This window comes from Psychrobacter sp. FME13, assembly GCF_014861395.1.
In the GTDB taxonomy this organism is placed as follows: Bacteria; Pseudomonadota; Gammaproteobacteria; order Pseudomonadales; family Moraxellaceae; genus Psychrobacter.
Window position 1 is genome coordinate 1 of the sequence record NZ_RRYV01000047.1, and the last position, 21,870, is coordinate 21,870.

20 protein-coding genes and 1 tRNA gene are annotated in these 21,870 nt (G+C 43.3%); 8 read left to right on the plus strand and 13 right to left on the minus strand.

Going from position 1 to position 21,870, the window contains the following annotated elements; genetic code table 11:
• Positions 1 to 87: 87 nt before the first annotated feature.
• Complete coding sequence (locus EI164_RS07775; protein WP_192519413.1) at positions 88 to 642, plus strand: carboxymuconolactone decarboxylase family protein; 555 nt, start codon at positions 88 to 90, stop codon at positions 640 to 642.
• Positions 643 to 791: 149 nt separating this feature from the next.
• Complete coding sequence (locus tag EI164_RS07780) at positions 792 to 1,445, plus strand: DsbA family protein (protein WP_192519414.1); 654 nt, start codon at positions 792 to 794, stop codon at positions 1,443 to 1,445.
• A 182-nt stretch (positions 1,446 to 1,627) separates the two neighbouring features.
• Here the strand turns inward: EI164_RS07780 and EI164_RS07785 are convergent, their stop codons facing one another.
• The 9 genes from EI164_RS07785 to speB all read right to left on the minus strand — a co-directional run bounded on the left by EI164_RS07785 (position 1,628) and on the right by speB (position 13,243).
• A complete protein-coding gene (locus EI164_RS07785; RefSeq protein ID WP_192519415.1) occupies positions 1,628 to 2,239 on the minus strand; it encodes a TetR/AcrR family transcriptional regulator in 612 nt (203 codons plus the stop codon).
• Positions 2,240 to 2,424: 185 nt separating this feature from the next.
• On the minus strand, positions 2,425 to 3,963 hold the full coding sequence (locus tag EI164_RS07790) for an aldehyde dehydrogenase family protein (protein ID WP_225739177.1): 1,539 nt from the start codon (positions 3,961 to 3,963) through the stop codon (positions 2,425 to 2,427).
• 162 nt (positions 3,964 to 4,125) lie between these two features.
• On the minus strand, positions 4,126 to 5,532 hold the full coding sequence (locus EI164_RS07795; RefSeq protein ID WP_192519416.1) for a YjiH family protein: 1,407 nt from the start codon (positions 5,530 to 5,532) through the stop codon (positions 4,126 to 4,128).
• Positions 5,516 to 7,321 (minus strand): D-lactate dehydrogenase, encoded by a 1,806-nt coding sequence (gene dld, locus EI164_RS07800; protein ID WP_192519417.1) that lies wholly within the window; start codon positions 7,319 to 7,321, stop codon positions 5,516 to 5,518. Before dld ends, EI164_RS07795 begins: the two co-directional genes overlap by 17 nt.
• 61 nt (positions 7,322 to 7,382) lie before the next feature.
• A complete protein-coding gene (locus tag EI164_RS07805) occupies positions 7,383 to 9,104 on the minus strand; it encodes a 5-guanidino-2-oxopentanoate decarboxylase (RefSeq protein ID WP_192519418.1) in 1,722 nt (573 codons plus the stop codon).
• Positions 9,105 to 9,195: 91 nt separating this feature from the next.
• The gene (locus EI164_RS07810; protein ID WP_192519419.1) at positions 9,196 to 9,939 is read right to left on the minus strand and encodes an MBL fold metallo-hydrolase; all 744 of its coding nucleotides are present in this window, start codon (positions 9,937 to 9,939) and stop codon (positions 9,196 to 9,198) included.
• Positions 9,936 to 10,736: a carbon-nitrogen hydrolase family protein gene (locus EI164_RS07815; protein ID WP_192519420.1), complete on the minus strand. Its 801-nt coding sequence runs from the start codon at positions 10,734 to 10,736 to the stop codon at positions 9,936 to 9,938. Before EI164_RS07815 ends, EI164_RS07810 begins: the two co-directional genes overlap by 4 nt.
• Positions 10,733 to 12,079, minus strand: a complete 1,347-nt coding sequence (locus tag EI164_RS07820; protein WP_192519421.1) for a purine-cytosine permease family protein — start codon at positions 12,077 to 12,079, stop codon at positions 10,733 to 10,735. The genes EI164_RS07815 and EI164_RS07820 overlap by 4 nt, the downstream gene beginning before the upstream one ends.
• Before the next feature lie 195 nt (positions 12,080 to 12,274).
• On the minus strand, positions 12,275 to 13,243 hold the full coding sequence (speB, locus tag EI164_RS07825) for an agmatinase (protein ID WP_192519422.1): 969 nt from the start codon (positions 13,241 to 13,243) through the stop codon (positions 12,275 to 12,277).
• 215 nt (positions 13,244 to 13,458) lie between these two features.
• On the opposite strand from speB, the gene EI164_RS07830 reads away from it, so the two are divergent.
• Positions 13,459 to 14,346 (plus strand): LysR family transcriptional regulator, encoded by an 888-nt coding sequence (locus EI164_RS07830; protein ID WP_225739179.1) that lies wholly within the window; start codon positions 13,459 to 13,461, stop codon positions 14,344 to 14,346.
• A gap of 35 nt (positions 14,347 to 14,381) precedes the next feature.
• Here EI164_RS07830 and EI164_RS07835 read toward each other — a convergent pair whose 3' ends face one another.
• The 3 genes from EI164_RS07835 to EI164_RS07845 form a co-directional block, all read right to left on the minus strand.
• Positions 14,382 to 16,175, minus strand: coding sequence for a potassium/proton antiporter (locus EI164_RS07835; protein ID WP_192519423.1), 1,794 nt, complete (start codon positions 16,173 to 16,175; stop codon positions 14,382 to 14,384).
• Between the two features lie 224 nt (positions 16,176 to 16,399).
• A complete protein-coding gene (locus EI164_RS07840) occupies positions 16,400 to 16,735 on the minus strand; it encodes a GlpM family protein (protein ID WP_192519424.1) in 336 nt (111 codons plus the stop codon).
• A 180-nt stretch (positions 16,736 to 16,915) separates the two neighbouring features.
• Positions 16,916 to 18,580, minus strand: a complete 1,665-nt coding sequence (locus tag EI164_RS07845; RefSeq protein ID WP_192519425.1) for an alpha-keto acid decarboxylase family protein — start codon at positions 18,578 to 18,580, stop codon at positions 16,916 to 16,918.
• A 257-nt stretch (positions 18,581 to 18,837) separates the two neighbouring features.
• Between EI164_RS07845 and EI164_RS07850 the strand changes: the two genes are divergently transcribed.
• A tRNA-Gly gene (locus EI164_RS07850) sits at positions 18,838 to 18,912 on the plus strand.
• Between the two features lie 476 nt (positions 18,913 to 19,388).
• On the opposite strand, the gene EI164_RS07855 is transcribed toward EI164_RS07850, so the two are convergent.
• On the minus strand, positions 19,389 to 19,625 hold the full coding sequence (locus tag EI164_RS07855; RefSeq protein ID WP_192519426.1) for a helix-turn-helix domain-containing protein: 237 nt from the start codon (positions 19,623 to 19,625) through the stop codon (positions 19,389 to 19,391).
• A 122-nt stretch (positions 19,626 to 19,747) separates the two neighbouring features.
• Here EI164_RS07855 and EI164_RS07860 point away from each other — a divergent pair, with 122 nt between their 5' ends.
• From EI164_RS07860 to EI164_RS07875, 4 genes are read left to right on the plus strand one after another with little or no spacing between them, the layout of a single operon-like run.
• The gene (locus tag EI164_RS07860; RefSeq protein ID WP_147222245.1) at positions 19,748 to 19,963 is read left to right on the plus strand and encodes a hypothetical protein; all 216 of its coding nucleotides are present in this window, start codon (positions 19,748 to 19,750) and stop codon (positions 19,961 to 19,963) included.
• A gap of 26 nt (positions 19,964 to 19,989) precedes the next feature.
• Complete coding sequence (locus EI164_RS07865; protein WP_192519427.1) at positions 19,990 to 21,234, plus strand: site-specific integrase; 1,245 nt, start codon at positions 19,990 to 19,992, stop codon at positions 21,232 to 21,234.
• Positions 21,231 to 21,524 (plus strand): hypothetical protein, encoded by a 294-nt coding sequence (locus tag EI164_RS07870; RefSeq protein ID WP_192519428.1) that lies wholly within the window; start codon positions 21,231 to 21,233, stop codon positions 21,522 to 21,524. The genes EI164_RS07865 and EI164_RS07870 overlap by 4 nt, the downstream gene beginning before the upstream one ends.
• A 10-nt stretch (positions 21,525 to 21,534) precedes the next feature.
• On the plus strand, positions 21,535 to 21,831 hold the full coding sequence (locus EI164_RS07875; protein ID WP_225739178.1) for a hypothetical protein: 297 nt from the start codon (positions 21,535 to 21,537) through the stop codon (positions 21,829 to 21,831).
• The last annotated feature ends 39 nt before the right edge of the window (positions 21,832 to 21,870 follow it).

Sequence of the window (21,870 nt, forward strand, 5' to 3'; positions counted from 1 at the left end):
CTTTTACATCAATTATGGCTACGTCTGATGCCAGCATACTTTTTAGAACACCACCCAATTTATTAATAATGATTAAAAGGTTTTAATATGACTGATTTTACTTTACATAATAAAGAAAGCGCACCAGAAGCAAGCCAAGCATTACTAGACAACTCTATCAATGCCTTTGGTATGATTCCAAACCTACATGCAGTGATGGCTGAAGCGCCTGGCTTACTCGAAGGTTACCAACAGCTACATCAACTGTTTTTAGATAGCAGTTTTGATAATGAAGAAACCACTGTTGTATGGCAAACCATCAACGTAGAACATGAGTGCCATTATTGCGTCCCTGCACATACAGGTATCGCAAAAAGCATGAAAGTAGATGACGCAATTACTGAAGCATTACGTAATGAGACACCACTACCAACGGCAAAACTAGAAGCATTACGTGACTTTACCCTGTCTGTCATTCGTGACCGTGGTAACGTGAATGATGATGCCGTACAATCATTCTTGAATGCAGGTTTTACCAAACGTCAAGTATTAGAAGTCATACTTGCTGCTGCACAAAAAGTAATGAGTAACTACACAAACCATTTGGCCAATACACCAATTGACAAGCCTTTCCAAAGTTTTGAATGGCACAAAGCTGACTAATTAAAGTTAACTGATTAAAGCTGTCCAACTGTATAAAATATACGTTGTGTAAAACATGAAGGGCTGTTTTGGGTCGTATCATCAATTAGATTATTCGATTTAGAACGGCTCTTTATACAATGTGCATAAGTATAAAATAAGGAGCCACTATGAGTGATTCAAAAAAGCCATTACGAATAGATATCGTGTCAGATGTGGTCTGCCCTTGGTGCGCTATTGGCTATAGTCAACTAGCCGAGGCATTAAAACAAACCAACACTCCGCACGAGATTCACTGGCATCCATTTGAGTTAAATCCTAATACGCCGCACGAAGGACGAAACTATCGTGAGCATATCATGGAGAAGTACGGTACCACTGCTGAGAACATTCAAGAGAACCGAGCTAGAATGGCGGAAGTAGGTTCAGAAGCTGGATTTCATTTTCAGTTTACCGATGACTTTCGTACTTACAATACTTTTAATACGCATCAGCTGCTACATTGGGCCAGTCAACAAGGGCGTATGCATGACCTAAAGCAAGCATTGTTCGTCGCACACTTCGTCGATAATAAAAATATATCAGATCATAATGTGCTTGCCGATGTTGCGGCAGAGGTTGGATTGGATCGTGACGAAGCATTAGCGGTCTTAGCAGACCAGCGGTTTGCTGCAGCAGTAGAAAAAGAAAAACAACACTGGCAGCAACAAGGCATTCAAAGTGTGCCTTCTATGGTTTTTAATGAGCGTCACCTAATCAGCGGTGCTCAAGGTATTGAGAACTATAAGAGCATTTTGCAGCAGTTGGCTGATATGCCAGACTAATTCATCTAAATGATGGTTGGTTTTATAACATTAAGGGTTGTAGAGGAATTGTGTAGCCCGAGACTATACAGTTCCTCTACAACCCTTTTTTATGGTGTTAACTTTTAGCGATGTCAGTTTTTAGTGGTATCAATTTCTAGTGAAATCGATTTTAACGATATCAGTTTTTAATATTATAAAGATTAAACAGTAGCATGTTCATCGATACGTAGCGCTTCTATAGAGAGTGCCATATCTTCAGCCAATGCATGTACTGCTGCACTGTCTACATCACGCTGTGCAAAAGCTCGCAGCCCCATCACTTCGGCCTGTAAGCGGCGCCCTAACCTAGTTGCGTCCAATGCACTGTCCATCTCACCCAAGCGCTGTGCTTCGGTGAAATAGCCGATAAAACGGGTCTCCATACCAGCCAATAGCATCTCAACCTTTGCTAATGTTGCCTGCTCACGAGCGCCCAACTCCAATAAACTTTTGACCAACAGACAAGCTCGACTTGGCAGCTCTTTATCCCTAATGCCACCGAGCTGACGCAAGTAAGCAGCCAGCCCCAATAATGGAGACGGCTCTTTACTTAATATGCGTTCAAGCTCCGTCAATCCTGAGCGAGCATAATAGTCTAAGGCTTCTTGAAACAATCCGTCTTTACTACCAAATGCGGCATAAATACTACCCGGACGCATGTCTAGCGCCCCTTCTATGTCTTTTAAAGAAGTTGCGTGAAAGCCCTTTTGCCAAAAAAGTTTTAACGCGCGTTCTAATGAATCATGACGATTATAAAGTGCGGTACGTGACATAACTTTTCCATTACATAAGCCGTGGCTTATATAAAAATAGCCACAACAATAAATTTGAATGATTGCTCAATTTTATATCGAATGGTGACTCTAGTCTAGTAAAGTTACTTTACGCAATAAAAATCAGGCTAGTGATTAATGATTGCCCCCTACTCTTAGCCCTTAGCCTGAACAAACCTAATTTTTTAATAAGGCAATAAGACATGCTTGCTTTTCTGATAAGCAGACAGTCCATCACCGCCCAATTCGCGTCCGATACCACTTTGCTTAAATCCGCCCCACCCTGCTTCTGGCAGTACGATTTGTTGCTCATTGATCCAGATATGCCCTGCTTTAATTTGTAGTGCCATCTCAAGTGCAGCAGTTTCATCGGTACTAACGATGGTCGCTGCTAGAGCAAGTTTACTATCGTTGGCTAGTCGAACAGCTTCTGCATCGTCGGTAAAGGTGCTACTAACTAATACAGGCCCAAACACTTCCTCCTTCCATAACTGACTGGTCGTCGGTACATCGGTATAGACAGTTGGCATAGCAAAATACCCAGAGCCGTTCACTAACTCGCCACCAGTCAGACAATCAAGGTGTTCGGCAGTGGCAATATCAAAGTATTTTTTGACTTGTTTCAATTGCTGCTCGCTGACTAATGGACCCATTAACGTGTCTGCCGCAAAACCATCACCGATTTGCAGACTTGTTGTTTTAACCTTTAAGGTCTCATACAGCTGTTCAGCGATATCTTGATGTACAAGCAAACGTGAAGTGGCTGAGCATATCTGACCTGCATTGGCAAATATACCGCCAATAATTAAATCACAGGCATAGCCAATATCAGCATTTGCACATACGACGATAGCAGACTTACCACCCAGCTCTAGGCTGATGTCTTTGATACCTCTCGCTGCTTGAGTCATGACTTTTTCACCAACGACATTACTACCCGTAAACGAGACTTTGTCAATTAATGGATGACTGGTCATAGCAGCACCCACTTCAGCCGCACCAGGTAAGATATTGACCACCCCTTTTGGCAAGCCTATCTCCGATAAGATATTACCTAGCATGAGCTCTGGTAATAATGTCACTTCAGACGGCTTTAATAGCACGGTACAGCCTGCTGCTAGCGCAGGCGCTAGTTTCCAAGCAGTCGTCACCATGGGGAAATTCCAAGGGGTGATGAGTGCACAAATACCCACTGGCGCATAGGTTTTTAGCAAGCGTACGGCCGGCTCATTGGTCAGCACCTCAGATAAAGTCGCTTGTTTTATGATGATATTGGCATAATAACGATAGCAGGCAATGGCATCACTGACGTCTATTTTTGCTTCTTCAATTGGCTTGCCGTTGTTTAATACAGACAGCCCAACCAATTTATCAAATTGCTGCTCCATAGAGTCTGCAATGGCATTTAGATAGTGTGCACGTTCACTAACAGCGGTTTGTGACCAACTAGCAAACGCTGCATCAGCCGCTTCGACTGCCTGCGCTACATGGGCACTGGTGCATAAGCGCGTCGTTGCGATCACCTCACCCGAGTTTGGATCATACAAAGCATGATTATTTGTTTTATTAGAACCTGCATTATCAGTGTCAATGCCAGTGTCAGGTGCAGGCGCTTCGATCGTAACCCAGTCACCATTGATATAAGCGGCATTTAATACAACTTCATTTTGAGCGGTTTGACTAGCAGTTTCTCTGGTTAGGTCTTTAGACTTCAGCATTTCCATAATGGTCCATCTCCTTATATTTTTAATAAAATTATTTTTATATATTTAACACTATCGATTAAATAATCGGTTTATCTGATGACAGAAAAACCGATTATTTATGTCTTACTGTTAAGCTAGATATTTTTTAGCCCTGTATCTGCGGTTAATACAGTCTTGTGGTTAATACAATAGGTGCGCCACTGATGTAATAACCACCAAACTAATGATCGTACGGAACATAAAGATTATGAACAGCTCTAGCACATTTAACTTAATGTTTGACTTCAAGATCAGCGCACCAACTTCAGACATATAAATAATCTGTGTGATGGAGCAAGCACCAACAATGAACCTTGTCATCTCACTCTCAATACTTTTACCGATCAAGGCGGGTAAATACATATCCGCAAAGCCCATAATCATGGCTGGTGCTGCTTTTGCAGCCTCTGGGATTTGTAACCATTCAAGCAGTGGCACGAGCGGTGTTGCTAACCAGTTAAAGACAGGCGTGTACTCTGCCAAACCAAGACCAATGGTTCCGATAGCAAAAATAACAGGGATCAATCCAAAATATATATCAAACAAATTACCAACGCTGCGCTTGAACACATAACCTAGGCTGGGCATAGAATGGGCGCGGGTGACGGCACGATTGAGTGCCCATTGATAAGTGGTGTACTGTGCAGGAATACCCTCATCTAGCATGCTCTTGCCAGCGTGATATGTGTCAGGTTTAAGTGATAATGGCGGTATACGCGGCATAATGATCGCAGCGATAAACCCTGTGAGTGCAATAGTCAAATAAAAGTAGACGAAGTTATTGTCCACACCGATGGTTTTGGCCACTACGTAGGTAAAGGCGATAGAGGTCACTGAGAATGTGGTGGCAATGATAGATGCTTCGCGCTGGCTATAGAAGCTCTTGTCATACTGTTGCATGGTGACTAGCAGACCGATAGATGCGGCGCCAAACCAAGAAGACATGGCATCGACAGCAGAGCGACCTGGCAATTTAAACAGCTTAATGAATATCTTACTGGCTAAAGTACCCAAAAACTCCATCAAACCAAAGTCAGTCAAGAATGGTAGTGACAAAATGGCGAAGAAAAACAGTGGAATCAAAATGGGAATCAAATCTTCAAAAATGACGCCGCCCGTATTACGATTGATAATAAACTCAGGGCCGACCTGTAGATAAATCATCCAAACAAATAACATGCCCAAAAATCGCGTGATCAACCAAAACCAATCCACATCAAAGAGGTTTTTTGCCAATGAGTTCTCTTTTAAGTTGGGCTTTAGTACCTTAACCGCCAGAGCTCCGATGAAAGAAATAGACACGATTGCCATGGTAATATAAGCCACAAAACCACCCAACATGGCCTGCAACGTATCGGTCAATACACCCAATAAAATAGTGACTTTGCCATCCCACTGGAAGGGTATGATAAATAACCCAATCCCTAACGCTGAAAATAATAAAAATTTCCACATGGCATCGCGCCATTGTCCTGCCTGCGGCGTTTCTGGGTCGACAGTGTTGTTCCCTAAAATCGGCTGCTGCGACTTATCAATAGCATTCGTCATTTAACTTCTCCTTAATGGGCGATGATTGCCAGTTTTTCCATTTCTCTGTCTGACCAATACCTGGGTTTAGCGAATTGGTTGGATCCAGTTTTTTATAAAAACGATGTAGTTCGGTTTTAGCAGGATACACATGCCCCACATTGTGCTCCGCCGGATACTCGATATGACGTTGGTCATAAAATGCCAGCAACTCATCCTTGAACTGCTTGGCATTGATATTGGGTTTCAATAAATAGTCTTGGTGCATGACATGACAGAAAAAATGCCCCAAATAAAAAGTTTTGCTGACTTGTTCTTGTAAGGAATTAGGTAAAGCCTCATCCCAATCTACAGCATTTCTAGGTAAGGCAATATCAGTCGATAACAGCTCGCCAAATTTGTCTTGGCTTAATTTATCTTGACTTAAATCGTAATAACGAAACATGGCAGCGGTCGCGGCACTGCGAAACACCAATAACGACTGCGATTCGGATGCTGTACATACATGCAACGCACCTTGATACTGCTGTAGATGGTTTTGCAAAAATGTCTGCGCAGCGGTGATGTTGTTGTTGCCGCCAATACCATCAACGCCATCTGCGACTTTTATAATCAAATGGTATTTATATGCGAGCGCTTGTTTACTCAAAGATTCGGGTAACGATTGCGGCATAAGTCTCGATAACAGTTGCAATATCCGATCTGGCAGCGTCTTTGGCAGATGCCATTTATCCAGATAATAGCCAATCTTTGCCTGCAATCGATATAGCGCACCTATCTTATTGGCAGGCAGCTTTCGCATACTTAAGCAAGTGTCGCGACCATAGCGCATCGTGATATCGTTGTAATCCCCATGCATATACTCAGCCAAGATAGGCAGCGTGAGCTCACTCTTTAACCATTGTGTTCTGAGTGTGGTTAAAGTATCCGCATCATTGGTCGAGATATAAAACGTTTGCTCTCGCTCTGGTTTAGCAAAGGTCGCTACCCTCACCGCAAATACAATAACCTTACCCGCTGAACCAGACGCTTCATACAGACCATTAGGATCATTGTTAAATCGAGCAGGTGTCGTTGCCTCACAATCACGAACTTTGTGTTGATAATGCTGGTTGGTACAAGCTTGAATATCGCTTGTGCTGTTTGAGGCTTCGCTAAATGTGCCAGCTTGCAAGTTCTCTAGCATTTCTTCGGGATGCGAACCCAAATCCAGCCCCAAATGATTGATTAACTCAAACGCTCCTGAGGCATTGCGTCTAGCAAATAATGCCATCTCAGTATATGCAGGCCCACGCTGTACTAGCATCCCGCCTGAGCTATTACAAATACCGCCAATCACCGATGCACCAACACAACTAGAGCCTAATACTGAGTGCGGCTCACGCCCTAATGGCGCAAGGATAGACTCTAATTGCTGCAAAGTAGCAGCTGGCAAAGCAACCAGCTCTGCTGCATTATTGAGTAAATGCACACCGCCCAATGACTGCATAGAGATCACTACTAGCGGTCGATCATAGTCTCCGTTTGGAGTGGAGCCACCTGTTAAGCCTGTATTAGCCGCTTGAGCAATGATGATTGCATCGGCAGCTGCACAGATATTAATGACTCGCCATAGTGCCACTAGAGAATTTGGTATCACAACTGCTGCGGTAGCGTCTGTGATGGCTTCAATCGCACCTTGTACATAGGACTGCTGCTGGCTTGCTTTTGTTAATAGGTTGGTCGTACCAACAACAGCCGCAAGGTCGGTCAACAAACACGATATTTGCTTGTGTCTGTTTTCTGACCATTTTTTAGCGTTTGGCGGCATGAACATACTTCCTTGCGTAATCAGCGTTTGTCACTTTATAAAGTTATGAACATCAGCACTCTTAACTAAAATAAGTGACTGTCTCAGCTATCTCTTTTAAAAAATCATCCGCTTCATCAATCTCATAAATGATTGGCTGTTTACCCTTAGTGTCTGTTTTTAATGCGGCTAATAGTTGCTGCTTATCGGTGATTCTGCGATAGCCAGCCCCAAACCCTGCTGCTAGTGGCGCAAAATCTGGCGTTTTAATATTGACACCAATCACTGGTAAACCGCCCTCTTCCATATACCGACGAATCTCACCGTAGCCTTGGTTGTTCCATAATAAGATAATCAATGGCAACTCAAGCTCGGCTGCACAGATGAGCTCGGCAATCGTAAATTGGATACCGCCATCCCCCATCAAGCTGACGACAGGCAAGTTTGAGCCAACCATGGCTCCGATAGCAGCAGGCAAGCCATAACCCAAGGTGCCAAAACCTGTCGATGAGTTAAACCATTTACGCGGTGCTAAGGCTTCAAAGCCAAGGTTACCGCTATAGACAGGCTGCGTTGAATCACCAACAAATATGACGTCTTCCACCTCATCTCGGATCAGCTTTAATAATGCATTTTGACCAGCAAAGTCTATTGTTACATCCTTCAATATGGCTTGTTTTGCCTCATTAACACGTGACAGTGCTTGATGATCGAGTGCCTGATGTTCTAAGCGGCTACATAGACCACTAATCGCCATCTGTGCATCGGACAGTACCGCGATATCTGCTCTAAATGGACGCTGCAGTTGCTGGGCATCACAATCGATACGTACCAGCGTGCCATTTATCTGGAACTCACCGTTAAAGAACACATCGTAGTCAGTCTCACCAAGCTCAGTACCAATCGCTAGCACCCAATCTGCTTCGGTAATCACGGCTCGACCTGCGGCTAATGACTGGTTGCTACCCAAACTTAATGGATGACCAGGTAGCAGCAAGCCTTTGGCATTAATTGTCAAAAACGTTGGCGCATCTATCAGCTCTGCCAATCGCTGTGCATCGTGATCGACATCGACGCAGCCGCCACCATAAAGTATTACAGGGTTTTTCGCGGTTTTTAGTGACTGTACAATCAGGTCTAATTGCGCAGGATTCGGCAGTGATCTAGTAACCTGTGGTAGGCTCAAGCTATTTGTATCAGCTTGGCCAGTTGCGGCAGCATTTAACTTAGGTGGCTTAGCGACATGACTGGCATCAGCAATGATGATATCGATAGGTAACTGAATATGTACTGGTCCCGGACGCGCACCATTAAATAAAGCAAAGGCTTCTGCAATCATTGTCGGTAGCGATTCAGGTTGCCAAATAGTTTTGCTGGTCAGAGCTACTTTACTGACCATACCCTGCTGATCATGCAGCTCATGCAAATGTCCTTCACCGCTACCCGTGTCTTTGACTTTGTTGACACTAGAGATGACTAGCATCGGTATCGAATCAGCCATCGCCTGCGCCATCGCTGTCATTATATTGGTCATGCCGGGGCCCGTGATAATAAAACAAACCCCGACCTTGCCAGAAGCACGGTAGTAGCCATCCGCCATAAACCCAGCGCCCTGCTCATGACGCGGTGTCACATGACGGATATTGGTACTAGGCAAGCCGCGATACAGCTCTACCGTATGTACGCCAGGGATGCCAAAGACAGTCTCTACCCCATAGTACTCTAGCCACTGTACCAGTAGCTCACCACAGGTTAGAGAGGTGGTTTCTGATAATGCAGAAGACGTTTGCGTCAATTGGGTCATGGGTCAGTCATCCTGAAAAGTATAATAATTATTTAGATAAGGTTTTTGTATTGGTTAGTTATTTTTAATAATATGTATTAAATGATATTAATCACAAGTCATGGTGCCGTAACCAATCATCAATCATGACGTTTAAGCGTTTACCTGAAAAGCTAGGAAAATGACCCCCATGTACCACACGTACAGGTAATGCATTTAAGCGGCGCATGCTCTTGGCGTAGTCGGACATATTGCTATGCCACGTATCTTCAATCAATGGACCGTCATAGATAAGATCACCAGAAATCAGCGTTTCGCTAGCAGCTTCCCATAAGGCGATACCACCTGGGGAATGACCGGGCGTATGAATTACTTCAAATTGACGATTGCCCAAGTCAATCACATCCCCATCCTCAAGTTGCATAATTTTCGCTGGGGCAGCGATTTTATAGCCACAATGAGCATAAGGCTCAGGAGGTAGCGCATCAAACATCTCATCATTGACAAACATATCAGCTAAGGTGCGAGCGTTGTCTGGCTCAGCGAGAATGTGGGCTTCAGCAGAATGTACATGACAGCAGTCAAACTCATTAGCCGCTCCAATATGGTCAAAATGCGTATGACTGGCAACACCAACGATATCGCGATCAGCGAGCAAAGCAACGTGGCGGCGCAATGGTACAGCACCTAAGCCAAAATCTACCAATAAATCTCGCTGACTGCCTCGCACGTGCCACAGATTACAACGGAAAAAAGGCTTAATCCACGGCTCGTCAATGAGCGTAACACCATCACTGAGCGGGGTGGTTCGATACCAGTTTTTTGGTTTGATACGTGGTAATGACTGATCACTCATGAGTCAGCTCCATTAACGATATGAGCATCATTAAAAACACGCAGGTCTTTAAGATAGTTTTGGTGCGTGCGGCTCTCGTCGATACAGGCAAGATCGATATCTACTATCATTGTGCCTGCCGATAAACCAAGTCGGCCAAGAACCTCACCATCAGGACCAGCGACGATGCTATTCCCACAGTAATGGAGCGTGTCTTCTATACCTAAGCGATTGATACAAGCGACAAAGCATTGGTTATCCATTGCCCGAGCGCGGATTTGTAGTACCTGCCGCTCTGTGTTTGGTAGCATATTTGCGGTAGGTGACAGTATGACTTCTGCCCCAGCTTGTGCCAGTTCTCTTGCCACCTCTGGGAACTCATTATCGTAGCAAATCATCAATCCTAATTTACCGAATCGAGTATCAACCACACAAGATTGCTGACCAGCTATGAAAAACTCGTTTTCGCGATCCCACAAATGCCGTTTATGATAAGTCGCAAGGTGCCGCCCATTATCATCTAGCAGTATGGCAGCGTTAGCTAACTCGCCACTGGACTGCCGTTCAGCCAAACCGAACAGCAAATGCAAGTTGTATTTATCAGCAAGCTTAGCTGCTTTAGTCACGATTGAACCATCGATCGACTCAGCCAAATCGTCAAGACGTTCAAAGATGTTGTAGCCTGTGAAAGCTAGCTCAGGGAGCGCCAGTAGATCTACTTTGGTCTCTGCTGCGGTGCGACACAATAGCTCTAAAACTTCTAAATTATTAGCCGCTTCCGCTAGCACAGGATTGGTTTGAGCAATCATCAATCTCATAATGACGTCTCCTTTTCAGCTGGCTTAACAGCACTATTAGGATGAATAAACAGAGTCGCACCTAACCAGTAAAGCCCACCAGTAATGATAAAGACAGGTAATGAAGCGCCAAAAGATGGCGGTGCTATCAGGGTCCAGTATGCAGCGAGCGCTGCACCAATTAGGTATGCTGCGATAGCAATCTTTGCAGTAGGACGACCTAGTTGTTTAGTCGAATCAAGCAGCTTTGCCGTATAGTCTTCTTTCCCAACAAGATAGTAGTCAACAATCATGACTGAGAATGCGGGGATAAACAGTGCGCCAACGATTAACAAGAAGTTTTGGAACTGATCTAAAATACCTGGTATCAGTGCACCAAAAATAGTAACTAAACCGATGATAAGTGCAGGTTTCCAAAAGCTCATATTGGGTGCGATGTTCATACAAGATAGCGTGGCACTATAAACCGCCATAACGTTAGTAGTCATGACTGAAAAGAAGATAACTAGAGCAGCTGGTAAACCAAAACCGAAGTCAGCTAACAAGCGCGTCGGATCGTAAGTCTGCTCCATACCATTTAGGATAGAAAGCCCTGAGATCGTAGCGCCCAAGCCCATAGCAACGATAGCTGCCATGAGATAACCAAAATAAGTTCCCCATACTGCGATTTTTGATGTTTTACAATTTCGGTTGTAATCAGCTGCTGAAGACATCCAAGAGAACGCCGTGGCAATGACGATATCAAACGCAATACCTAACGTAATACCATTACGTGATTCAACTGGCATATCAAACAGTGTCGATACATCATAATGTTGGTTTAGCTGATAAAGCACTATAACGGTAAGTGCGGCCATCGCGAGAGCCGCCCAGCGTTCGACAAGCTCAATACCAAGGTGGCCACGTAGTACAATCAGTACCACAACGGTCTCGCATAAGATTACAAACAGTGGCAGATTACTATAACCCGTGGTGGCTTCAATCGCGTAGTTCAGACTCATGCCAGCGAGCAGCGCCTGAATACAACTCCATGCAATGAGCACACCCATGTTTACCAGTGAAATCAACTGGCTACCAAGTGGTCCATAAGCTCTACGTGTCAGAGCCATCGATGGCAAGCCAGTACGCTGCCCCATCAGACCAACCAAAAGCAGTGGAATTGCACCGATTAAAGAACCAATGAGTACGGTCGTTATAGCAGTGGTAAATCGTAGATCTGGTACCAACAACATCCCAGTTAAGATGGTAGTGACTACGATGTTGGCACCAAACCACAGCGCAAACGTACCAATTGAACCCAAGCTGTGTCCAGCTTCATTTGGAGAGAGCGTGTCTTGACCAAAAAACGAAGGAGGCTTACTCATTATGACTTTCCTTAACCAAGTTAGATTAATACCAGCAAACCAAATGTACTGATGACACTGGTGATGTTTCGACTATCCACTCATATCTTTTACTAAAACAATCATCCTATGCGACAACCCTAACTAACGACTGCTGATAATCAATCTCAATGTGATGCTCACTATGAGTGAATTAACATTATGATAAAATGTCTATTAAACAGCTTTAGTCTTGTCATCGTCATAACGCACACCGGGCAAGATACATAGCATCTCAAACAACAAATTCGCCGCTAATACAGAAGTGTTACCAAATGGGTCATAAGGCGGTGATACTTCTACCAAATCGCCGCCGACCACATCTAGACCACGCATACCACGCACAATTTCGATACCTTGCGTTGAGGTCAAACCACCAATTTCAGCAGTACCCGTACCTGGGGCAAACGCAGGGTCAATACCATCGATGTCAAAGCTTAAGTAGACAGGACCATCGCCTAGCTTTTCACGTACCTCTGCCATCAAGGGTGCTAGTGACTTGTACCAGCACTCCTCGGCAGGCACCACGCGAAAGCCCTGCTCAGTTGACCAATCAAATTCTTCAGCGCTATAGCCTGTCCCACGTAATCCAATCTGTACCACACGATTACCATCGATTAGGTTCTCTTCGACAGCACGGCGAAATGGCGTGCCGTGAGCGATTTTTTCGCCAAACATATCATCATTGATATCTGCATGAGCATCGATATGTACCATACCAACAGGGCCGTGTTTTTTGGCAAGCGCACGTAAGATAGGAAGTGCAATGGTATGGTCACCGCCTAGCGTTAATGGGATAGCATCGTGTTTAACGATTTTATCGGTATAGAATTGTTCGATGATATCGACGCTTTTTAGCAGGTTGAATGTATTGATAGGGACATCGCCGATATCAGCGACTTGTAATGACTCAAAAGGTGCAGCACGAGTCGCCACATTGTAGGGACGAATCATTCTTGACTCATCACGAATCTGTCTAGGACCCAATCTTGCACCACTACGGTTGGATGCGCCAATATCTAGTGGTACGCCAACAAACGCTACATCTAATCCTTTGGCGTCGGCTTGAGTTGGCAGGCGCATCATAGAAGCGAAACCGCCAAATCTTGGCATCTCGTTACCGCTTAGTGGCTGATTGAAGCTCATAAATTACCTCTTTATTACCTGTTAGTGAAAATACACAATTTGCTACATACCTTTGACAATACCTAAATATAAGGTGCTGAACCATGGTAAAATTCAGAAGTAAACTTCTAAATTTTCGTAGTAAAGCAGACTTATACGTTATTAGCAGAAGTTTGTTGAACGGAGTATTTATCAAAAAGGTATTTATTGGAGGCTAATTCTTGATATTAGATGAGTTGATAAAAATAGACATAAAAACCCTGCGTAGTTTTATGGCCATCGTAGACTGTCAGGGGGTGACAGCGGCTCAGACGCGCTTAAACCTCACTCCCTCAGTGATCAGTGGTCATTTGACGCACTTAGAAGATCGTCTCGGTATGACATTGTGCCATCGTGGTCGCGCAGGCTTTAAGCTGACAGAAGATGGTGCAGCAGTTTATGAGGCTTGCATCGCCTTTACTGAATCAGTCGCCAACTTTCAACATCAGCTGCATTATATTCAGCAATTAGACTCCGTTCACGGCGGGCATATTAGACTCTGCCTAACCGATCAAATGCCTAACTTTTTTTATGAGGTACTTAGACAACGACTTGCAAGCAGCTACCGTAATAATCCATTGATACACTTTTCTATCGACGTACAAAGCCCTGAGAACATGCTAGAGAAATTGCTCAGCAACGAAAGTGATATTGGTGTTGGTTATTTTGGCAGCTTTCCGCCATTGCTGACGTTCAAGCCAGCATTTGTAGAAAGGCAAATGGTATGCTGCGGACGCGAACATCGGCTATTTTATAATTCAGAAGGTTTGACACTGGAAGGTTTAGAACAAAACTATCCATGGATAAAGCGTGGCTATATTACGGATGTCAGCATCCATCATGTACGTCCCAAAACGCTAAGCGCCACTACTTATCATATGGAAGCGACCGCACAGATGATTCTTGCCGGTCATCATGTTGGCTATTTACCTCGTGACCTAGCAGCACGTTATGAGAAGATGGGCCTAATGAAAGTCTTGCTACGAGAGGAAGCCAGTTATGCCGTCGAGCATCATTGGGCGTATCGGCAGAGCCAACATAAACACGTTGCTGACTTTTTGAATAAAATGATGAATTTACTATAGGGCACGTGCATATATGTCCTATAGCGCGGTAAAATTTATGGTGTAGCTGCTAGGGGTTCTTGATACTTTAAACCAATAGTTCTCAGCCGTCCTTTGTCATCGACTTCTTTGATCACTAATGACCACTCGTCGCTAATTACGACAGTATCACCAGAAACGGGGGCCGTATCCAAACGTTGCTTTACATACTCCGCCACGGTTTGTTCCCACATGTTTTTGACACCGTTTTCAGGTTTATACTTTAGAGTATCTACTAGAGACTCGGAAGACATTACTCCAGTAAAAAATGGCAAATCACCAAGTTTTACACTGGGTGATAGCAGCCAATCGCCATAAAAATCATCAATTGCTTTATGATTTAACGTTGTGTCATTAAAAATCTTAGCAATTTTACTGGCATGATTTCCGCGCATCGCATACCAAACGCTATCACCAAACTTTAACCTAGTATCTTCATCAGTCACGATAATTTTTTGTCCACGTACTAACGCAAAAATCCGAATTTCATCAGGATTGACACGCTTAGAGATTTCCAAAGGATGTCGACCGATGGCAAAAGCACCTGATTGAACTTCAAATTCATACAAAGTAATACTGGCTTTATCAGATACCCAAACTTCATGTTCTTCTTTCGGGTCTTTATTTGTTGGAATGCGTACCTTAAACAGATTTGCCATAATAGGAATGGTTGTACCTTGCAAAATCAACGATAAAACCACCACGCCGAAAGCAATATCGAATAACATAAACGCATTATCTATACCTGCCATAACAGGCAAGATAGCAAGCGTAATAGGCACCGCACCACGCAAGCCAACCCAAGAGATAAACCCAATTTCTCGGTCCTTGAACTTAAATGGTTTGACGCTACTATATACGGCAATAGGACGAGCAATAAAAATCATAAAGGCGGCAATCGCTACCGAATAATGCCAAACATTAATGACGTTCGACGGTGTGACCAAGAGTCCTAAAACAACGAAGAGTACCGCTTGGGACAACCAAGCAAAACTATCCATCACTCGCATGACATGCTCGGTCGATCGCACCTTGTGATTACCAATCATCACGCCTGTGAGATAGACCGCCAAAAACCCACTACCGCCAAGCAGGTTTGTCGCGGCAAAAACAGCCAAGCCTGCAGACAGTATTAAAATAGCATACATGCCCTCGGCTAGATGTACCTTTGGTAATAACCGTGATAGTAAATAACCAAAGAGCAAACCCATGCCCAAGCCAACACCTAACTGCTGTAAAAGCAAACCCAAAAATCCAAGTACGCTCTGCCCTGCCGGATCCACATTTAGCGCAATCAAACCCGTGACTAATAAGATAGCCAATGGGTCGTTACCACCAGACTCTAACTCAAGCGTGGCCTGGACACGATCATTGAGCTTAACACCACCATTTCGTAAGAGAGAAAATACCGCTGCTGCATCGGTCGAACCAACGATGGCTGCCATCAGTAGACCAAAACGCCAATCAACATCAAGCAACCAAGTGATGAATACGCCCAATACCATCACTGTGGCAAACACACCCCAAGTTGCCAATGTAATAGCAGGCTTTAAACCCACTCGGAACGATTTAAACGAGGTACGTAAACCACCATCGAGCAAGATACAAGCTAGGGCTGCCTGACCGACGAAATTGGCTAGCGGATATTGAGAAAATTCAATACCCAAGATACCCTGCTCGCCTGCCAACATGCCCACCATTAAAAACAATAATAACAATGGAACGCCTAAGCGTGCTGACAATGTACTTGCCATAATACTGGCAAAAATTAACAATGCTCCTACAAGGTATAGGATATTTAAGGTATCCATCTTTTTTTAAGCCCTATTTTTATAAATGGTGATAAACTAAATCGTTGCGACAATATTATGGTTCAAGTTATTCAATCTGTGATCTTATTACTCCTAAACTGTATGTTTTAATGCTATCAAGAATAACATCTACCACCCTGTCTATAAAAATTATCTATAAATATTTTTTATAGACAACGCTCTTATGGTTATACAAGTGGCAAGACAAGGTTAACCATATCTCTTTAAGCTTGTATGTACTGCCATGCAATGACCAAAATAGCAGCAGCAATCATCCAAGCTACCACACCCAGCATCAAGGCTTTATAAAGACTGACATAGCCGATGCTAAAAAACACTACAAAAGTATAGATAAGATGAGGTATGACGCCGAGCATACTAAATATCAAAGCAACCTTTAAATCAGCAGGATTACGCTCAGTACCCACAATAAAATGGCTGATTAACGTAAAAGTGGGGAAAAGTGGTGCAAGCGCCGCCAAATAAAAAAACCGAGTTTGTGCAAATAATTGAATTGCCAATACCATCAAGGCACCAATAAGCATTTTTAGCCAAATCATGAGCTACTCTTTCCTGTCGCATATTAATCGCCTAATTTATCACGATAATGAGCATACAGAACAAAATATCCTAGAATAAATAATGAGAATCATAAAATATAAAAAACCCCCTATTTGGCATCGTACCAAATAGGGGTGTTAAAATTAATTCAGTCACTCTTTTATAGAAGATTGATCATATTAAGAAGGCTTTAGTGCTGCGCTAATATCTGCTAATAATGGTGGAATATCATGCTTATCAGCAATGACTTCTATCATTACGAGCTTGTCAGTGACAATGGCTGCTTTTTCGAGAGCGGACTTTAACTCACCCGCTGTCTCTACTTTAATAATTAAGCTGTTTTCATCCGTGGCACCAAATGCTTGCGGTATTAACTGCCAGTTGCATTTAGGAATGTCATTATAAGATTGATGCTCACCATGAATCGCACGCTCGACGGTATAGCCATCATTATTAATCAACACAATAACTGGGTTGATTTGCTCTTGAATCATCACTGCTATTTCTTGGATTGTTAACAGCGCAGAGCCATCACCAACCAATAGAACGCTGCGTTTGTCTGGCGAGGCAATGGCTGCGCCTAGGCTGGCAGGCAAGGTGTAGCCAATCGATCCCCACATGGGCTGACCATAAGAGGTAACACCCTGCGGCAAGCGTACATCACTGATGCCAAAATAAGCCGTTCCTTGTTCAGAAAACACCAAGTTATTATCATCTAAGCAATCGGCAATGATATGCCACAGATCATCCTGCCTGATAGGTTCATCATCTTTACCTTGTTGTTCATGAGGTTTTACCTCTCTACAGAACTGCTTAGGCACGATATCAATACCTGATGTCATGACCTCATGCAAAACTTGTAACGCATCCTTTAGCGCAATCGGTGCAAAGTTCCGACCACTGATAGAGGCGCGCTCATAATGCAAATCTACCACCACTTTTTCATTGATATCTTGGCTAAACCCTGCGGTCGTGGTATCGGTATATTGCACGCCAATTTTGATAAGACATTCACAGTTTTCTACCGCGTCTTTGACCACAGGACGTGATGCCACACCCGCATACGTTCCTGCCCAGCGCTCACTGTGTTCGTCCAATAGCGTTTTGCCCCACGACAGCGTGGTATAAGGAATATCCGTATCAGCGATGAGTGCTTTGAGCTGATTTTGCAGTCCTAAACGATGTACCATCAAATCTGCCATCAGCGTCGTGGTTTTGTTTGGCAAAAAATCTATAAGCGCTTGTCTAAAATCTGCCAATGCTGCTTGGCTAGTAATATCTTCTTGACTATCATCAAGCTTGGTCGTTGGTGGATAAATTGGCATTTTTGCAACGTCAGGTGACAGCAATATATAGCCTGGGCGGTGCTTTTTAAGAATCAAACGAATGACACGATCAATTTCTGAGGCGGCGTTTTCTGGTGTGATCTGCGCTCGTGCTATCGTCACTGGCTCTACCATCTTAATAAAATGGTTAAATACACCATCACCAAGCGAATGATGAATACGGCGCTTTGAGTCTTGTACTTCCGTACTTGGTGCACCCACGATATGCAATACAGGCGCGTACTCAGCGAAAGAGCCTGCAGTGGCATTAATCGCGGACAACTCCCCTACACCAAACGTCGTCACCATCGCGGCAAACCCACGCTCGCGAGCATAACCATCAGCAGCATAACCCGCATTTAGCTCATTGGTGTTACCGATCCAGCGCAATTTATCAGACGCAAGAATATTGTCTAAAAAAGTTAAATTAAAATCGCCAGGTACACCAAATATCTCAGAGGCGCCCGCTTCTGCGACACGATCAAACAAATAGTCGGCGATGGTATATTGTTGAGTCATTTTTTATCCTTATGAATTACCATGATAAGTACTGATAATTTTTTATGGTTGAAGTGACTTATAATGAGTATTCCAGTCTATTTATCTCATGCAAATTTTTTGGAATACCTATTATAAGAAACTGTTATAACATATCTATGTGGTTAGATAATATGCCTGTTTTGCTAACTTTTATTTTTTTTATTATAAGTGTTGACAAGTCAAAAAAACTGCGTATAATACGCCTTCATCAACTGACGATAGTTAATTGATAATTAGCGGGAATAGCTCAGTGGTAGAGCATAACCTTGCCAAGGTTGGGGTCGAGAGTTCGAATCTCTTTTCCCGCTCCAAATACTTAAAAAGCCTCACTTAACAGTGAGGCTTTTTTTTGTCCGATTTTTAAGGCTTGTAGAAGATATTTCGAAATATATTTTCTGTTTAAGTTAAGTTTAGCTACTCAATCAAAAAGCTCGTTTTCGGTGCGGTGCCCATTTGGTGCCCAAACCGTGCCCTCCCCTAAAACTGCGTATACGTATCTGACCACAACATAGCTATTTTTGGTTCAAAAATCATCATGACACCCAACCTAGTAAATTTGGCACTATGCTAATTTTTGAACCCAACCTCAATTCAGCAAAAAACGTGTCTCTCAGAGGTCTAATTTTTCTGAAATGCACTGTAGTTTTATAACATCAAAAACTAATTGTCGTTTAAACAGTCATGACCACAACCTAATATTTGAAAACAATTAGGACAAGTAGAATATTTATCGGCGCTAATCTTGATGATTTTCAAGACACTCCAAACAACCATTCTGTTAAACATTCTAACTTTCTTCTGAACCCCCTTCCTCACAAACTTCATCTTCTTCATAGAGGATAATATCTCCGGGCGTGCAATCTAAAAGCTTACAAAGCTCATTTAATGAATCAAAGTCTATTCTAGTGACTTCATTATTGTACATTCGATACAAAGTAGATCTTCCTAGTTTAGACATCCTGTCAGCATCAGCTACACGGATACCTCTTTGTGCAAATAAAACAGGTAAATTGAGCTTAATCATATATAAAATCCCTAAAGTGATAAAAAAGTGCTTGCAAGTGATAATATTTATAGATAATATGTACTCATTAGTGATAACTAATCATTCACTAATAGTAAATTTATTTCACATGGAGAACTATTATGTCACAGACTTATCTCACTACTCAAGAATTAGCCGACCGTATCAAATACGACGCACGTACTATCCGCAATCAAATGAAAGACACTGTTTTGATTGAAAACATCCATTACATTCGTCCTTTCGGCGGTCGCAAGATTTTGTACGTATGGGAGCGTATCGAAGAAGATATGTGCAAGCCGGTTATGAGTGCCATCAACGGTATGGCTTTACAGTAAGTATTATTCAAACAAGGAGTCAAACAATGGCCTCAATAAGATCGAGACGTGGCAAGCTATTCGTAGATTTTCGATATATGAATATGCGTTGCCGTGAGACGACTAATCTCACAGACACTCTAGCTAATCGAAAGAAGCTGGCTAAAATTATCGAAAAAATGGAAGCTGAAATCACCCTAGGTATCTTTGACTACGCGGCTTACTTCCCAAAGAGTGAACGAGCGCAGGAAATGAATGCACTGGCTGATAGAGCGGAAGCTTGTATCAGTCGCAACCCTACCTTTAGGCAGTTTTCAGAGATTTGGTATGAGGAGAAGAAGATTGAATGGCGGCCGAGCTATCGGCAAAAGACGCAGATCATCTTGAATAAGTACTTGTTACCTGAGTTTGGTGGCAAAGCGGTACATGCGATAAAAAAACCAGACTTGCTGACCTTCCGTAGCTCTCTCGCCAAAGTTCGTTACGGTAAAGATGGTCAGTCAAGTCTGTCAGTAGCACGAATCAATCAGATCATGATACTTCTTCGTATGATACTAGAAGAAGCATCAGATCGCCATGAGTTTGAGATGCCTTATAAAAATATTAAGAATCTCAAGCAAGCTCGTCCGGATGTAAACCCGTTTACATTGAGTGAGGTATGGCTGATTTTAAAGCATGTCCGTGCTGACTATAAGCCCTACTATACCATTCGCTTCTTTACTGGGATGCGTACCAGTGAGATTGATGGGCTCAAGTGGGACTGCATTAACTTTGATCGCCGTGAGATCAGTATCCGTGGTGCGTTAGTAAACGGTGAGATGGGTCCAACTAAGACGTTGGGCTCACAACGTGATATTGCGATGTCACAGTTAGTGTATGACGCACTACAAGAGCAAAAGACTCGTACCTTTGGTAAGTCAGAGTTCGTTTTTTGCAATTCACAAGGCAATCCGATGGAGTATCGCAATGTGAACAGGCGGGTATGGAAGCCTACGCTTGCCCTACTCGGTCTTAAACACCGGCGTGCTTATCAGACTCGGCATACGGCAGCGACGCTTTGGCTCGCTGCTGGTGAGAATCCTGAATGGATAGCACGGCAGATGGGTCACAGTAGTACGGAGATGCTGTTTCGGGTGTATAGCCGCTATGTTCCTGATATTACCCGACAGGATGGCTCAGCAATGGATAACTTGCTATTAGCGAGCAAGGAGAAGTTAACCAGCGCATCGAATAGCTTTGACACTGAAGCACTCATCAGGAATAAACAGACTGACAAGGAGACGTCACAATGACAATCATCAATTATGAAGAGCTGTTTGCTGAGTTTAAACCCGACGGTGCAATCAGCAATGATGCGAATGTTATTGCTAATGCATTGATGCATGAGTTGTATATTTCATCGGGTCATAACCTCGCACGCTTCTTAGGAGTAAAGCGCTGTTTTAATAACGATATGGCGATGCGTATATGGGTACAGAAGCGCTTAGATGCGAGTATTGACTATGTGATTGAGGATATGCGTTGTCAGCTTCAGAGCGAGCTTTATGAGCTATTACCGCAGCCTGGCTATGGTGGCTACTAAGGAGAATATGATGAATGTAAAGCTTCAGCCGAATATGACGCAGAACGCACGAGATCTAAGAATCTGTGAGGATTACTGGTCATATGATAATAAAGGTGATTATATTGCTCATGTAGAAGCGGTCTGTGAAAAGTATGATATTAGCGCACAAGTACTATTCAAGACAATCGGTGAGTGTTTTGCTTATTTAGATGATGTGCGATGCGAGTACTGTGGTTATGTGTGCCCTTTACAGATACCAGCAGACATTCCGTATATGCGAGCAAAAGAGCGTTGGTGCTGTGAGGTATGTGTAGTGGTCAACTAATTTAGGACAGCTGATAAGAGATTTTGATTAAAGTAACGT

Bases quoted from the DNA above. Each gene is read 5' to 3' on its own strand.
- EI164_RS07775 (WP_192519413.1), top strand. From the start codon at position 88: ATGACTGATTTTACTTTACATAATAAAGAAAGCGCACCAGAAGCAAGC.
- EI164_RS07780 (WP_192519414.1), top strand. From the start codon at position 792: ATGAGTGATTCAAAAAAGCCATTACGAATAGATATCGTGTCAGATGTG.
- EI164_RS07785 (WP_192519415.1), bottom strand. From the start codon at position 2,239: ATGTCACGTACCGCACTTTATAATCGTCATGATTCATTAGAACGCGCG.
- EI164_RS07790 (WP_225739177.1), bottom strand. From the start codon at position 3,963: ATGGAAATGCTGAAGTCTAAAGACCTAACCAGAGAAACTGCTAGTCAA.
- EI164_RS07795 (WP_192519416.1), bottom strand. From the start codon at position 5,532: ATGACGAATGCTATTGATAAGTCGCAGCAGCCGATTTTAGGGAACAAC.
- dld (WP_192519417.1), bottom strand. From the start codon at position 7,321: ATGCCGCCAAACGCTAAAAAATGGTCAGAAAACAGACACAAGCAAATA.
- EI164_RS07805 (WP_192519418.1), bottom strand. From the start codon at position 9,104: ATGACCCAATTGACGCAAACGTCTTCTGCATTATCAGAAACCACCTCT.
- EI164_RS07810 (WP_192519419.1), bottom strand. From the start codon at position 9,939: ATGAGTGATCAGTCATTACCACGTATCAAACCAAAAAACTGGTATCGA.
- EI164_RS07815 (WP_192519420.1), bottom strand. From the start codon at position 10,736: ATGAGATTGATGATTGCTCAAACCAATCCTGTGCTAGCGGAAGCGGCT.
- EI164_RS07820 (WP_192519421.1), bottom strand. From the start codon at position 12,079: ATGAGTAAGCCTCCTTCGTTTTTTGGTCAAGACACGCTCTCTCCAAAT.
- speB (WP_192519422.1), bottom strand. From the start codon at position 13,243: ATGAGCTTCAATCAGCCACTAAGCGGTAACGAGATGCCAAGATTTGGC.
- EI164_RS07835 (WP_192519423.1), bottom strand. From the start codon at position 16,175: ATGGATACCTTAAATATCCTATACCTTGTAGGAGCATTGTTAATTTTT.
- EI164_RS07840 (WP_192519424.1), bottom strand. From the start codon at position 16,735: ATGATTTGGCTAAAAATGCTTATTGGTGCCTTGATGGTATTGGCAATT.
- EI164_RS07845 (WP_192519425.1), bottom strand. From the start codon at position 18,580: ATGACTCAACAATATACCATCGCCGACTATTTGTTTGATCGTGTCGCA.
- EI164_RS07855 (WP_192519426.1), bottom strand. From the start codon at position 19,625: ATGATTAAGCTCAATTTACCTGTTTTATTTGCACAAAGAGGTATCCGT.
- EI164_RS07860 (WP_147222245.1), top strand. From the start codon at position 19,748: ATGTCACAGACTTATCTCACTACTCAAGAATTAGCCGACCGTATCAAA.
- EI164_RS07865 (WP_192519427.1), top strand. From the start codon at position 19,990: ATGGCCTCAATAAGATCGAGACGTGGCAAGCTATTCGTAGATTTTCGA.
- EI164_RS07870 (WP_192519428.1), top strand. From the start codon at position 21,231: ATGACAATCATCAATTATGAAGAGCTGTTTGCTGAGTTTAAACCCGAC.
- EI164_RS07875 (WP_225739178.1), top strand. From the start codon at position 21,535: ATGAATGTAAAGCTTCAGCCGAATATGACGCAGAACGCACGAGATCTA.